The sequence below is a fragment of the Cerasicoccus maritimus genome (assembly GCA_031296935.1).
Classification (GTDB): domain Bacteria; phylum Verrucomicrobiota; class Verrucomicrobiia; order Opitutales; family Cerasicoccaceae; genus Cerasicoccus; species Cerasicoccus maritimus.
This window is the reverse complement of sequence record JAVDPD010000021.1, coordinates 32,089-46,347: the sequence shown is the minus strand read 5'-3', so window position 1 is coordinate 46,347 and position 14,259 is coordinate 32,089. Positions and strand designations below refer to the sequence as shown.

The 14,259-nt window shown below is 55.7% G+C and carries 10 protein-coding genes; 1 reads left to right on the top strand and 9 read right to left on the bottom strand.

Translation table 11 applies throughout. The features are described from left to right. Positions 1 to 143: 143 nt before the first annotated feature. The 6 genes from RBB62_RS13225 to RBB62_RS13200 all read right to left on the bottom strand — a co-directional run bounded on the left by RBB62_RS13225 (position 144) and on the right by RBB62_RS13200 (position 4,119). Positions 144 to 1,094: an FkbM family methyltransferase gene (locus RBB62_RS13225; protein ID WP_309399397.1), complete on the bottom strand. Its 951-nt coding sequence runs from the start codon at positions 1,092 to 1,094 to the stop codon at positions 144 to 146. Between the two features lie 52 nt (positions 1,095 to 1,146). Beyond that, positions 1,147 to 1,326, bottom strand: a complete 180-nt coding sequence (locus RBB62_RS13220; protein WP_309399396.1) for a hypothetical protein — start codon at positions 1,324 to 1,326, stop codon at positions 1,147 to 1,149. A 7-nt stretch (positions 1,327 to 1,333) separates the two neighbouring features. After that, the gene (gene ispF, locus RBB62_RS13215) at positions 1,334 to 1,822 is read right to left on the bottom strand and encodes a 2-C-methyl-D-erythritol 2,4-cyclodiphosphate synthase (RefSeq protein WP_309399395.1); all 489 of its coding nucleotides are present in this window, start codon (positions 1,820 to 1,822) and stop codon (positions 1,334 to 1,336) included. Continuing rightward, complete coding sequence (locus RBB62_RS13210) at positions 1,819 to 2,532, bottom strand: IspD/TarI family cytidylyltransferase (RefSeq protein WP_309399394.1); 714 nt, start codon at positions 2,530 to 2,532, stop codon at positions 1,819 to 1,821. The genes ispF and RBB62_RS13210 overlap by 4 nt, the downstream gene beginning before the upstream one ends. 139 nt (positions 2,533 to 2,671) lie before the next feature. Continuing rightward, entirely contained in the window at positions 2,672 to 3,637 is a 966-nt protein-coding gene (locus RBB62_RS13205; RefSeq protein WP_309399393.1) for a hypothetical protein, read from the bottom strand. A gap of 47 nt (positions 3,638 to 3,684) precedes the next feature. Beyond that, entirely contained in the window at positions 3,685 to 4,119 is a 435-nt protein-coding gene (locus tag RBB62_RS13200) for a DoxX family protein (RefSeq protein ID WP_309399392.1), read from the bottom strand. Positions 4,120 to 4,222: 103 nt separating this feature from the next. Between RBB62_RS13200 and RBB62_RS13195 the strand changes: the two genes are divergently transcribed. After that, entirely contained in the window at positions 4,223 to 4,744 is a 522-nt protein-coding gene (locus RBB62_RS13195) for a YHS domain-containing (seleno)protein (RefSeq protein WP_309399391.1), read from the top strand. A gap of 184 nt (positions 4,745 to 4,928) precedes the next feature. On the opposite strand, the gene RBB62_RS13190 is transcribed toward RBB62_RS13195, so the two are convergent. The 3 genes from RBB62_RS13190 to RBB62_RS13180 form a co-directional block, all read right to left on the bottom strand. After that, positions 4,929 to 5,909 carry a DUF4159 domain-containing protein gene (locus RBB62_RS13190; RefSeq protein ID WP_309399390.1) on the bottom strand — a complete coding sequence of 327 codons (981 nt, stop codon included), beginning with the start codon at positions 5,907 to 5,909 and terminating at the stop codon, positions 4,929 to 4,931. Positions 5,910 to 6,063: 154 nt separating this feature from the next. Continuing rightward, positions 6,064 to 6,882 (bottom strand): transporter, encoded by an 819-nt coding sequence (locus RBB62_RS13185; RefSeq protein ID WP_309399389.1) that lies wholly within the window; start codon positions 6,880 to 6,882, stop codon positions 6,064 to 6,066. 477 nt (positions 6,883 to 7,359) lie between these two features. Next, positions 7,360 to 14,058 (bottom strand): FG-GAP repeat protein, encoded by a 6,699-nt coding sequence (locus tag RBB62_RS13180; protein ID WP_309399388.1) that lies wholly within the window; start codon positions 14,056 to 14,058, stop codon positions 7,360 to 7,362. Positions 14,059 to 14,259: the final 201 nt, after the last annotated feature.

Sequence of the window (14,259 nt, the reverse complement as noted above, 5' to 3'; positions counted from 1 at the left end):
AGTTTCGGCTCAGAGTCGGGTCGGACCACTACAGATTGCAATGGAAATGGTTTTGCAATGGCGCTATTGAACGTGACTGGATTCGATGATGAAACAGGTGAGAGGGAGATGAAGCCCCCAAAGTTCTCAATTGGGCTAAAAGCTCAGCCAATGTCTTTTAATGAAAACCAATTGAGGGGTATCTCGGGCGTATCGGGCGTGGTTGGTTGGTCGATTGGGGTGGGGAACTTACGAGTATTTGGTCTTAATTTATCCTTGTAATCTGTGCGTCGAATATAGGTGACTTCGACTAAGTGAGGAAGCGCTATGTTTCCTAACCAAGAGGTGTGAGATTGACCATTTGCGTGGATATGGACGACTTGGTGAGTTTGGTTCAGATGCTCAAGCGCCTGGTATATCTTGGAATTGGCTAAATTGTGATTGGTGAGACCATGAAACTCGAAGGCGATTTGTGAGAATTGGTTCAGGACTTCGCTGGGTGTGTGCATGAGCACTCCCCATTCCGCCCCTTCAATGTCCATCTTTAAGACGAGCTGTTGGCAGTCCTGGTGTCCATTTTCTCGAATGAAATTGCTCAATGTATCCAGTTCAGCGCTTGGTGATTCTCCCGTAACACCTTTCTTAAAGTAGTGGAAGCGTTCGTGCTGCTTGGGTAAGCCGTCGATCGTGTGGTCATACATGTAAACATCGATACCTTTTGCAGCCATCGATTCATCCCAGGATACATCGTTGCTAATGCCGAAGCTGTAGGCCGCAGTGATCTTATTGGATGAGAAATCGTCCAACATCACGTAGCCGCCGTCGAAGTCTTTTCCAAAGCGTTTGTATTGTGCGCCTTCTACATCCATCGGAGTTAATAGCGGTATGATCCGATGGAAGTGCTTGTGTTTTGAGGACTCAGTTAGGCGCTCATGGTCGATGGTCGTGAATTCGAGGCGGGAGAGTGCTTGGTTGAGTAAATGCTCTTGCTCCTTAAACCTCAGTTGCTGATGCCTCAGTTCGCTTTTTAATTCCTTTTGACGATTCAATATCTGATCTAACAGGAAAAATCTTCTAGTTCGGTCAGCTAATTTACTGAGGAATTGTTTGAGCATGGTAGTATTTTAGGTAGCGGTTAGTCGATAGTTGAGCAATCTGAAAGAGGACTCAATCCTTTGGCTTCTTCTTTTTGAAAAAGCGCATTACGGCGTAGGCGAGGAGGACCAGAAACGTGACCGCGAATACCGTGCTGGCCGAGGTGTGGTCGGGGCCCATGATCTCCACGCACAGCAAAATCAGCAGGATGGCGCCGATCAGGCTGAGCACGATTTTCGCCGCGTCGGCCATACCCGGGCTAGTCCTTCTTGATCAGCATGCAGACTGCATGCGCCGCGATGCCGGCGCAGCGGCCGAGGTCGCCGATTTTTTCATTGGTCGTCGCCTTGAGGCCGACTTCGGTCGGCTCGATGCGCAGGCTCTGGGCGAGGGCGGCCTTCATCTCGGTGAGGTAGGGCGCGATCTTGGGCTCCTCGGCGATGAGGGCGATGTCCACATTGCCCACGGCGTAGCCGCGGTTGTGGGCCTCTTCGACGGCGCGGCGCAGGATGTCCTGCGAGTCCATGTCTTTGCAGGACGGGTCGTCGTTCGGGAAAAAGTGGCCGATGTCGGCGAGGCCGAGTGCGCCGAGGACGGCGTCCGCGAGGGCATGCGTCAGGCAGTCGGCGTCGGAATGGCCGTCGAGCCCTTTATCGTGCGGGATTTCCACGCCGCCGAGCACGAGGCGGCGGCCGGGAGCGAAGCGGTGAATGTCGTAGCCGAGGCCAATACGAAAGGGGAGACTCATGAATTTTTCTGTTGAAGGAGGAACTCGAGGTAAGGCAGATCAGCGGGTGTCGTCAACTTCGGGTTCGGAAACGTGTTTTCGACCAGGGTGACTTTGTGTCCCTCGCGGCTGAGTGCGGCGGTGTCATCGGTGACGGATTCGCCGTCCAGACGCAGGCGGCGGTAGGCCTCCAGGATGTTTTCGCGGTGGAAGACCTGCGGCGTTTCCATGGCCCAGAGATTGGAGCGCGGCACGTCGCGCAGGTTGCGGCGGGTCTGCTTGCGCTGGGAGCCGGCGGCGCGCTTGATGGTGTCGGCCACGCGGTGGGCGAGCACGGCGGCTTTGTCCTGAAGCACGGCTTCGTAGAGCGCCTGTAAATTTTCCGGGCGGATCATCGGGCGTGCGCAGTCGTGGATAAAGACGTAGTCGACGATCAGCGAAACCTCGCTCAGGCCGTGAAACACCGAGTCCTGCCGCTCTTTGCCGCCGCAGACCCAAGCAATGTTCCAGTGCTCGACGTTGAGGTCGCCCAAGACCTTGGCCAGCTCGATTTGCTGTTCTTTGTCGCGGTAAACGATGACGGCGTGCTCGGTTAGCCCGCTGTCGACGAAGGCCTTAACCGAGTGCCAAAACACGGGTTTGCCGCCCAATGGTGTCAGGACTTTGTCCGACACTTGGCCGCGCATACGGGTGCCGCTCCCGGCGCAAAGAAATATAGCTGCGTTTGCCATGATCTAAGTATCAAAGAGGCAGTAGCATGGGGCGGGCCACTCGAAGGGCAAGCTACAATCGGCAACCTTGCTTTTGCCGGGAGTTTTAACGAGCCTTAACTCAGCCAAGGATGCAGTTTGGACAACCGGTGGGCGTGGATTAGCTTGGGGTGTCGTCACTTTTCACCGGCGCCTTTTCCAGTCGCAGGGGCCAGTAGCGGCCCATGAGCGAATCCATGTCCTCCCGTATGACTTGCCCGCGGCGCAGCCCGAAGAGGTAGCGCCCAATCAGCCGCGTGAGCCAAAACAGGCCGAAGAACAAACCGAGCGGGAAAATAATCGTGTCGAATAAATACGCGGCGCTGACGGTGATCACATCCCAGAACAGCTGCTTGGTGTGTTCGGCCAGGTAGGCGGTGAGTGCGCCGGTGGCCTCCTTGATCTTGGTTGCCTTGGTGATGATGCCGTCGGCTTGCTCAATGGCTTCATAGCGTTGGTCGAGCTCGGCGTTGAGGAGCGCCAAGTTACCCTCGGCCTCGATGAGTTGGCTTTGCGTGATTTGCCGGGAAAGCGCGCTGCCACCCCACACGGACAACGGCACGATGGCATACATCGCCACGGCGAGAATAGTGCTGAAAAACGTGGCGTCGCGCAGCACGCGGGCGATTGCGCGGCGGCGCGGCAGGAACCAGGCCGCCGTTACATACATCAGCATCGAGGCCAGCGCGAAAGCCAGCAGCCATTGGTCGAGATACTGCGCGACCTCGAGCAGCATGCGCGTCATGACGATGATCATCGTGGCCCAGAGGACGATTTGCCACGCGAAGTCCACATAGTCATATACGCCCTGCACAATGTCGCCTACTTGCAGGCCAAAGCCCACGCCCATTTCGCTGCCTTCGACAACGGCGAGCACGCTTTTGACGGCGGTTAGGATAAGGAACAACCGCGATGCATTGTCGAACGATTCGTCGAAGTATTGCTGGTTGGCGTAGTCGAGTTGGCCGAGCGCGCGGTCGTTGATCCAGCTATCCAGCGGCCCGCGCACCACGAGCGCGAAGAGCGTGAGGAGGAGGGCGATGATCGCCAGACGGGAAAATAAGAGTGCACGGGCTTTGCTCGCCATAGGTCAGTGTCTTATCAGACTGCGGACGAGCACAAGTGTTCATTTTTTCAAGCGCCGAAGTACTTCGCGCCGACGATGGGAATCGATTTACGGCGAATAAAAAGCACGACGGCGCTGCTCAGCCATGCAATGCACGCCATGGCAAAAAGTGAGCCATCCTCGTAGCCGCCGGGGTACTCAAAGGTGATGCCCAGCGGGCCCAGGTGGGCGGCGATGGCACCCACGAGCGTGCCCATGGCCAGTGCGGCACCCAGCCAGGCGAAGCGGGGGATCAGTAGGCAGATGCCAGCGATCAACTCTACGACGCCAGTGCCGATGCGTCCCGGGGCACCCAGGCCCACGACTTTGAATATATAGACGGTTTCCGGAGCAGCAGTGAACTTAAAATACAGCGTTTGCAGCAGGATGACTGCGGGTACGAGCTGGAAGATCCAGCTGGTGATGGTGGCGCGTTTGGTGAGTGGTGTGGGAGATGATGTCATGGTGGAATGAGTCGAGGTTGGCTCAAATTACTTGCAGGAAAAATGCCGTCGCCGCGAAGAAAATTTTATGTCAGGAATTAGTGGAGCTTGCGTCCAATGAACCATGAAACATTTCCATGCCTTCCTCTTCGCATTATCGCTTGTCGCGGTAACACTTGCTCATGCCGCCGATGACTCTGCATCGCAAAGTAACTCTCCGGTGCAAAGTAAGTTAACGCCCGCTGCGCGTCAGGCGGACTTCAACCTTAGCTCGAAAGACCTCGGCGAGAAAGGCTACGACCCGGTGTCGTATTTCTCCGGCAAGCCGGTCAAGGGCAGCAAGCAGTTCTCCAGCAACTTTCGCGGGGTGACTTATTATTTCGCGAATGCCGCCAACAAGAAAATCTTCGATGCCGATCCCGGTAAGTATGAGCCCGCTTTCGGCGGCTGGTGCGCCTGGGCCATGGCCGAAGACGGTAGCAAGGTCGATGTTGACCCCACGAACTACAAGATCGTCGATGGTCGCGTGTATTTATTCTACAATGGGTTCTGGGGCGACACCCTCAAAAAATGGAACGCTGGCGACCAAACATCCCTCGCCAAATCCGCCAACACCCATTGGTCCAACATCCTGTTGGATCGGTAGATGCTGCTCATCTAGATTTTCGCATTGCGCCAGCGTCCCGCAGGACCGGTTGATTTGCCCAATGGGCAAATGCATAACTATCTATAAAGGAGGGCGCAGTCTCTAGACAAGCCGCACGTTGGATAAGCCATTTGCCCAATGGGCAAATCTCCGGGTGCAGCGGCACGCTGCCAGCGCACGCTGCCTAGCGGGTGAAGGCGTAGACGAAGATATTGACGCCGAGCTGGGTGTAGAAGCGGTGGGCGTAGTCGCTGATCTCGGGCGTGTAATAATAGCGGAAGACGCGCCAATCGCCGCTGGGCTCCTGGACCCAAGCGGGCATGGCCTCCTGCTGCGTGTAAATAATGTCCTGACGCCCGTCTTCGCGAACAGCCTCAAAACGAGTACCGGAGTAGGCCGCTTCGGAGAGACGCTCCGAGAGGCCCTCGGCGCCTTCGCGTATGCGAAACCCAATGAACGTCGACCATTGCTCCATTTCATTCTGACCCCAGCCCATGGCGAGGATCGGCATGCAAAGCACGGCGAGTCGGCCATTCACCTCCAAGCCCATCGCGGAGTAGGTGCCCTGCGGCCACTTCTCGTTGACCACGAAATCGCGGACCGTTTCGGGTAGGACACTGGCGTCGGGCAGGCCGGCGTGATAGGCTCGGAAGAGGGCATGGTCGCGGGGGAGGGCGCGGAAGCGTTCGCCGGAATAAATGTCCTGAAAGACCGTTTCGATCTCGGGGCTCACACGCCACTCGGCAAAGCTGTGGCTTTGGCTGTAGGCGGGGTTGGACTTGCGGAGAAAGTCGGCGTTGATCCCGGCATCGATGTAGAGAAAGCCGCCGCGGTCGAGGAAGCCCTTGAGGTTGGCTTTTTCTTCGTCGGTTAGCTCCCAGTCGGGCCGGTCACCGAAGTTGACGTAGCAGACTGGATGCTGGAGTAGCTTGGGATCGGCAAAGGATTCGATGAAGACCGGGTCGAGCTCGATGTCGAAGGTCGTGGTGTCGTTGAGGGTTTCGATCAGCGTGGGCAGGGCGTCCGGGTAATTGCGCTGGAGCAGGCGGCCCTGGACGAGCTGCGTCACGGAGAAGGTAGATAAATTCGGCCCGGTAACCGTGGCCGAAAGCAACGCGGGGAAGGTTAGGCCAAGGACGACTAAAATGAATCCGGAAATGCGCATGGGTTAACGTGAATGAAACTACGGATCGCGCGTATGAACGCGAATGTTTTTTCGAAGACCTCGCAGGCTGTCCCGTGTTCGTAGAAAAACGTAAAAAAACGCCGCAGGCATTAGGCCTGCGGCGAGTGTTGTTAGTATTTGGGGGAGCTTACGACTAGAAGTTCCAGACGAGGTCAACCGTGATGCGGTTCTGCATGAGGTTGTGGCTTGTTTGCGTGAGCGGAACTTCGAATGCGGCGCCGACATCTATGGACTTCAGCGGGCGAACACGGAAGCCTACGCCAGCGGTAACGATGCTGCTGTATACACTGGAGTTCGAAGCGCCGAAGTTGACCAAGTCACCGCCTTCGAAGTTGATAATGCTGGGGACTGCGCCGCCAGCCTGTGCGCCAAAGCGGTTGCCGCCGTTACCAGTGCTGATGACTTGGAAGTAATTGACTTCCACGAGCGGATAAACGAGGTCCCACAGGTTGTAGCTGGCGTGCAAGCTGGTAAAGAATTCATCGCTGCCGTTATCATTGGTGGAAATGATGAACCCAGTTTCGTTGCTAAACTGGAAGTCTTCCCAGGTTTTGAGAACACCAATGGACGGAGCAATCGAGTAATACTTGCCGCCCTGCCAGACATCGGTGTTGCCGGTGGGCAATTCGACGATGGCTTTTGCGCTAACGACGAGTCCATCTTCCGGGTCATAAATGAAGGCCCATTTAACACCAGCTGCGAGATTGGCGAAGCCATCCGCATTGACCAGGGTGTTATCAGGATTGAAGACCAGGTAGCCATCCTTGGCGGCCACGATGGAGAAGCGCTCGTTGATGGCCAGCTCAGCTTGTAAGGCATAGAGCTGGAAATCGCCGCCGAGGTTGAGGTTACCCGCTTGTGTGCTGATGGAGCTCGGCATGTTCTGCCACATGAAGATCGGGTGTATTTGAGTTTGTGGCAGGGCTGAGTCAAAATAGACCGGGTTGGTCACTGGGCGAATGGTGTTTGAGAATGCTGACTCTTCCGCATTCGAAACATTGGATGCCAGCAACCCGCAGACGGCTGCTATTACTATTTTTGAGGAGTGAGCTATTGTGTGCATATTTAGTCAGGTTTGTATTCGGTTTTTTATTATTTGGGTTGGATGGTAGCGAGATTGGCTTGTTATAGTTTACAGAATAATCGTCTTTCTGGCTGCGCAATTTAGGCTTATATTTGCGCAATTTAGGTATTAATTGCACTATTGCGTCGTAGAACCCCCTATTTCGGGGGCCAATTGAAAGGGTCTTAGTGCCCTATCTAGGCGCTGCGTCTGCTGCTTAGGCAATATGCCCTATTAAAGCGGACGCATTTTGACCTAGTGAAAATTACGGCCAAAGAAAAACCCCGGCCATTGCTGACCGGGGTTGGTGGAAATCGGTTTGGCAACCGCGGGCTTAGCCCTTGGCAGCTTCGTCGAGGATGTCGCTTATTCGAGGAACGCGTCGATCCGCACGAAATACAAGTCGCCTTCTCCGGGGAGGTCCAAAGTGACTTGAGTCTCGGTTCCGCTGCTGGGAGCCGTGACCGAGCCGGGAACCTCGATCCAAGAACCGGGCGACATGTCCGGGCTGTAGAGCACGCGGTAGCGGCGGTTGGCCAGGTCGTCATTGGAATTAAAGCTCAGCGTGATTCGGCGATCCTGTGCGTTGAAATCCTGCTGCATGACTTTGAAGTAGTCATTGCGGTTATTGGGATCATTGCCGGAGAGGAATTCGTCGTAGTCCGATTTGCCATCGCCATCGCTGTCCAACGCGCCATCGGAGTTAGTAATCGCGCCCAGGTGAACGATCTCCCAGCCATCCGGGATGGTATCGCCATCGGCATCCGTGGCGTCATAGCTGAACAGGCCCAAGATAGACAGGTCAGTCGTCACGTTGCTGAAGTCCGTATCCCAGCCATCGAAAACCCAACCGGCATTGGGGGTGAGGGTAGGCGCATTGGCCGCGGTTCCCACGACAACTGTTTGGCTGAGCTCACCGCCCCCTGTTCTGACGCCTTTTCCATCAAGATCAAAAGTAACGTTTGCCGGCGGGATTGCTAAATCATAAAAATAGGCACTGCCACTGGCGCTGCCGTTATCGTCATCGTAATAAGCGCCGACGATGGCGGTATCCCCGCTAATGCTAACGCTCATGCCGAAGCGACCGCCAGTGGCGCCATCGCTGGCCTTGAGTTTGGCCTGCTCGGCCCAGATTCCGCCTCTGCGCACAAACACGTAGGCGCTACCGCTGATGGGGCCATGAATGTCATCTATATAAACGCCGATAATGGCCGTATCCCCACTTAGGCTGACACTGGGGCGGAAGTAATCTCCAAAACGGCCTTCACCGGCCGTGAGCTTGGCCTGTTCGGTCCAAACGTCATTACTGCGCACATAGACGTAGGCATTGGCGCTGATGTGGCCATTCTCGTCATCTCCATAAGCGCTGATAATGGCCGTATCCCCACTGAGGCTGACACTGAAGCCGAACATATCTCCAAATGCGCCGTCGCTGGCCGTAAGCTTTGCCTGTTCGGTCCAGACGGCGCCACTGCGAACAAAGACGTAGGCGCTGCCGCTGGAGCTGCCGTTGTCGTCATCGTAATGAGCGCCGACGATGGCCGTATCCCCGCTGAGGCTAACGCTGGAGCCGAAGTAATCCTCAGCGGCCCTATCACTGGCCGTGAGCTTGGCCTGCACGCTCCAAACGCCGCCACTGCGCACAAACACGTAGGCGCTGCCGCTATCGTCATCATAATTAGCGCCGACGATGGCCGTATCCCCGCTGAGGCTAACGCTGTATCCGAAGTGGTCGTCAGCGGCCCCATCACTAGCCGTGAGCTTGGCCTGTTCGGTCCAAATGCCGCCACTGCGCACAAAGACGTAGGCGCTGCCGCTGGCGTCGCCGTTGTCGTCATCGTAATCAGCGCCGACGATGGCCGTATCCCCGCTAATGCTTACGCTATTGCCGAAGCGATCGCTGGAAGCCCCATCACTGGCCGTGAGCTTGGCCTGTTCGGTCCAAACGCTGCCACTGCGCACAAAGACGTAGGCGCTACCGCTGTCAGTGCCATTATCGTCATCGTGTCGTGCGCCAACAATAGCCGTGTCCCCGCTGAGGCTCACTCTGTATCCGAATAAATCATAATAAGCCCCATCATTGGCCGTGATTTTACTTCCCAGTATCCCTGCCAGCGCCTCATCCATGTAAGTTGCTGTGATCGTGATATCTCCAATGATATCATTGAGATTCTGATCCCAGCCAGCGAATACCCAGCCATCATCCACGGAGAACTCCGGCGGGATTGGGGTGTGCTCGAGGCCTGCTGGGGTGATTTGGACGAGCTCGCCTGCTATGAGTGTCCCATGGTCGCCAAGGTCAAAAACAATGGTGTCAATTGCGATATATTGTGCCGTAATGGTTAATCCTGTCGTCACGGAGGAGAAATCCAGATCCCAACCAATAAAATCCAAGCCCGGTAGTGGTTCTACCACCGGGGGGAGTGCAGCATCGAGGAATATGACTTGTTGGCTGAGCTCACCGCCGCCTGTCCTGGTGCCCTTTCCATCTAAATTAAAAGTCACCGTAAACGGTGGAACCGCTAGATCATAAAAGTAGGCACTTCCGCTGGAGCTGCCGTTGTCATCATCGAAACGTACGCCAACGATGGCCGTATCCCCACTGAGGCTAACGCTGTTGCCGAAGTAATCCTCAGCGGCCCCATCACTGGCCGTGAGCTTGGCCTGTTCGGTCCAGATGCCGCCACTGCGCACAAAGACGTAGGCGCTGCCGCTGGAGCTGCCGTTGTCGTCATCATAAAGAGCGCCGACGATGGCCGTATCCCCGCTGAGGCTAACGCTGGAGCCGAAGTAATCGCTAGCGGCACCATCACTGGCCGTGAGCTTGGCCTGCTCGGTCCAAACGCCACCACTGCGCACAAAGACGTAAGCGCTGCCACTAGCGCTGCCCTTGTCGTCATCTTGAAGGGCGCCGACGATGGCGGTATCTCCGCTGAGGCTCACGCTATTGCCGAAGCGATCATTAGCGGCTCCCTCACTGGCCGTGAGTTTGGCCTGTTCGGTCCAGATGCTGCCACTGCGCACAAAGACATAGGCGCTGCCGCTACTGCTGCCATTGTCGTCATCCCCATCTGCGCCGACGATGGCCGTATCCCCGCTGAGGCTAACGCTCCTGCCGAAGTAATCGCTTGAAGCCCCGTCACTGGGCATGAGCTTGGCCTGCTCGGTCCAGTCACTGCCATTGCGTACAAAAACGTAGACGCTGCCGCTACTGCTGCCATTGTCGTTATCATAAAGAGCGCCGACGATGGCCGTATCCCCGCTAATGCTTACGCTATTGCCGAAGCGATCATCAGCGGCTCCCTCACTGGCCGTGAGTTTGGCCTGTTCGGTCCAGATGCTGCCACTGCGCACAAAGACATAGGCGCTGCCGCTATTACCGCCCTTATCGTCATCCCCATAAGCGCCGACGATGGCCGTATCCCCGCTTAGGCTAATGCTGTAGCCGAACAAATCGCTTGAAGCTCCATCACTGGCGGTGAGCTTAGCCTGCTCGGTCCAGCCGCTGCCGCTGCGCACAAACACGTAGGCGCTGCCACTGCCGTCATCGTTATAAGCACCGACAATGGCCGTATCCCCACTGAGGCTAACGCTGTAGCCGAAGTAATCGTAAGTAGCGCCGTCGCTGGCCGTGAATTTACTTTCCAGTACCCCTGCCAATGACTCATCCACGTAAGTCGCTGTGATCGTTATGTTTTCTAAGATATTGTTGAAATCCAGATCCCAACCGCTGAATGCCCAGCCATCATCAATGGAGAACTCCGGTGTTATCGGAGTACCACCCTCGGGAACGGCTTGAACCAATTCGCCAGCAATCAGTGTCCCATAGTCGCCAAGATCAAAGGTGACCGTGTGTAAAGGCACATATTGCGCAGTGATGGTTAAATCTGCTGTGACGGAGGAAAAATCGACATCCCATCCGGCAAAGTGCCAATCGACGCTGTCCGAGACTAGAGGCGTCGTTGCGGATTGTCCATCGATGATGCTCTGAATCAGTTCACCGCCACCAATGTGAGTGCCTTGACCATTCAAAGCAAAAGTCACAGTGTATAAGGGTACATATTGTGCAGTAACGGTGAGATCTGCCGAAACCGAAGAGAAATCAAGATCCCAACCGGTAAAATGCCAATCGACACTATCCGTGACGATAGGCGCCGTTGCAGATTGTCCATCGATGATGCTTTGCACCAGTTCACCTCCACCACCATGTGTGCCTTTGACACCGAGATCGAATGTGACTGTATGAATTGGCAGGTATTGCGCGGTGACGGTTAAATCGCTAGTGACCGAGGAAAAATCAGTATCCCACCCCACAAAGGCATAAGTTGGCAGTAGAGATTCAACAACCGGAGCGATTGCGTTCGTATCGAGCTTTATTAACTGAGAAAGCACTCCGCCCCCTGTCCTGAAGCCTTTTCCATCTAAATCAAAAGACACATGAACCGGTGGGGCAGTCAGATTGTAAAAGTAGGCGCTGCCGATGTCGTCATCCCGATAAGCACCGACAATGGCCGTATCTCCGCTTACGCTCACGTTGTAGCCGAAGTAATCATCCGCGGCCCCGTCACTGGGGGTGAGCTTGGCCTGTTCGGTCCAGACGCCGCCACTGCGCACAAAGATATAGGCGCTGCCGCTGGAGCTGCCGTTGTCGTCATCCCTATAAGCGCCGACGATGGCTGTATCCCCGCTGAGGCTAACGCTGAAGCCGAAGTAATCGCTTGAAGCCCCGTCACTGGCGGTCAGCTTGGCCTGCTCGGTCCAGTCGCTGCCATTGCGCACAAAAACGTAGACGCTGCCGCTACTGCTGCCATTGTCGTCATCCCCATATGCGCCGACGATGGCTGTATCCCCACTGAGGCTAACGCTGTATCCGAAGTAATCGTTTGAAGCCCCGTCACTGGGCATGAGCTTGGCCTGCTCGGTCCAGTCGCTGCCATTGCGCACAAAAACGTAGACGCTGCCGCTAGTGCTGCCATTGTCGTTATCATAAGGAGCGCCGACGATGGCCGTATCCTCGCTGAGGCTCACGCTTCTGCCGAAGTAATCATTCACGGCCGCATCACTGGCGGTGAGCTTGGCCTGCTCGGTCCAGTCGCTGCCATTGCGCACAAAGATATAGGCGCTGCCACTGGCGCTGCCGTTGTCATCATCCCAATAAGCACCGACAATGGCCGTATCCTCGCTAAGGCTCACGCTGGCGCCGAAGTGATCTTCAGCGGCCCCATCACTGGCGGTGAGCTTGGCCTGCTCGGTCCAAACGCTGCCGCTGCGTACAAAGATATAGGCGCTGCCACTGGCGCTGCCCTTGTCGTCATCCCCATATGCGCCAACGATGGCGGTATCTCCGCTGAGGCTCACGCTGGAGCCGAAGACATCGCTTGAAGCCCCGTCACTGGGCATGAGCTTGGCCTGCTCGGTCCAGTCGCTGCCATTGCGCACAAAAACGTAGACGCTGCCGCTGATGCTGCCCTTGTCGTCATCCCCATATGCGCCGACGATGGCTGTATCCCCGCTGAGACTAACGCTGTATCCGAAGTGATCCCCAGAAGCACCGTCACTGGCCGTGAATTTACTTTCCAGTAACCCTGCCAACGCTTCATCCAGATAAGTCGCTGTGATTGTGATGTCTCCAGAGATACTATTGAGATCCTGATCCCAGCCGGCAAATACCCAGCCGTCATCCACGGAGAACTCCGGTGCTATCGGAGTACCGCCCTCGGGGATGGCTTGAACCAACTCGCCTGTAATCAGTGTCCCATAGCCGCCAAGGTCAAAGGTTACGGTGTGTAGGGGAAGATACTGTGCAGTGACGGTTATATCTGCTGTGACCGAGGAGAAATCGACATCCCATCCGGTAAAGTGCCAATCGACGCTGTTCGAGACAAGAGGCGCCGTTGCGGATTGTCCATCGATGATGCTTTGGAGCAGTCCACCGCCACCGTTGTGTGTGCCTTTGTCGTCTAGGTCGAAAGTGACTGTATGGATTGGCAGGTATTGCGCAGTGACCGTCAGGTCTTCAGTTACCGAAGAGAAATTGACATCCCATCCGGTAAAATGCCAATCGACACTGTCGAGAACAACTGGCGCGACGACTACCGCAGGCCAGATGATTTGCTGGATAAGATTACCACTCTCCAGTGTGCCCTTACCATCCAGATTGAACGTGACTGTATATATCGTCTCGTCGTCATGGACGGTCAGGTTATGCACGCCACTATTGTGATCGGTCGCCGTGGCGGTGATGGTTGCGCTGCGATCACCCTGCACAACCGCATCGTCGACGATGGCGAAGGTGAAATCAGCGGAGTTTTGTCCGGCTAGGATGGTGACCGTCGCCGGAAGGCTGAGAAAGGTGTCTCCGGTCAAGGTCACATCGAGATCCGCGTCTGGCGCGATGTCGATGTTTACGCTGGCGGGGATATTGGTCGCGCCCTCAAGAAATTCCGTCCCGGCAGTGATGGAGAGTGTGGGGTCAAGTAGGGCATCGATGACGATATTGTCCCACTCACGGCCGTCAGTGGGAGAGGCGTAGTTATCGTATTGCTGGAATTTGATCTTAAAACTCTCCGTGAAATCAAAGCCTGCGTCGTAGCTGCTGCGGATAGCGTCGCGTTCTGCGATCAGGTCTATATTGTAAGTTGTTAAGCTGCTGACATTCAGCTCGGTCGCATTGACTATCGTATACCAGGTGATTCCATCGGCGCTGATCGCCACACCATCACCATTGTAATGACCGGTGAACGTAGCGGGGAGGGTGGTTTCTTCGACGGCAGTGTCGATTTGTTGGAAACTAAGGCTGGCCTCGGTTGCCCCGGCCAGGTCGACAGTCAGGATGGCTTCGTTGAGGGAGTAGTAGCCACTAGTCGTAACATCCATGCGCATGCGACCGCTAACGACCTGAATGCGCCCGTAAGTTGTGTTCGATTTATAATACTCCCAGCCCTCGGTTGGCAGGCTAGAGGAGTAGTCTTCCGTTAAAATGGTTTCGGCGTGCAGGCTGCCAGCGCTTGTCAGAAGCAGGATGACAATTTGGGCCAGGAGGAAATGAAAAGTGCGATGCGACATCAGTGGTAAGGAAAAGTCTTCAGATCAAAACCTTCACCGCCGGGGGGCGTCAACGCCAATGCATGTTATTGAGAGTGACAGTTTATTTTCTGATATTAGATTTAAGGGATTACGCCCTGACTGCTTCGTCGAGGATGTCAACTGAGGGGTGAGTTGCTCGGAGCCTTGGATGCGGTCGATAGCAGCTACTTCGGCTCAGTT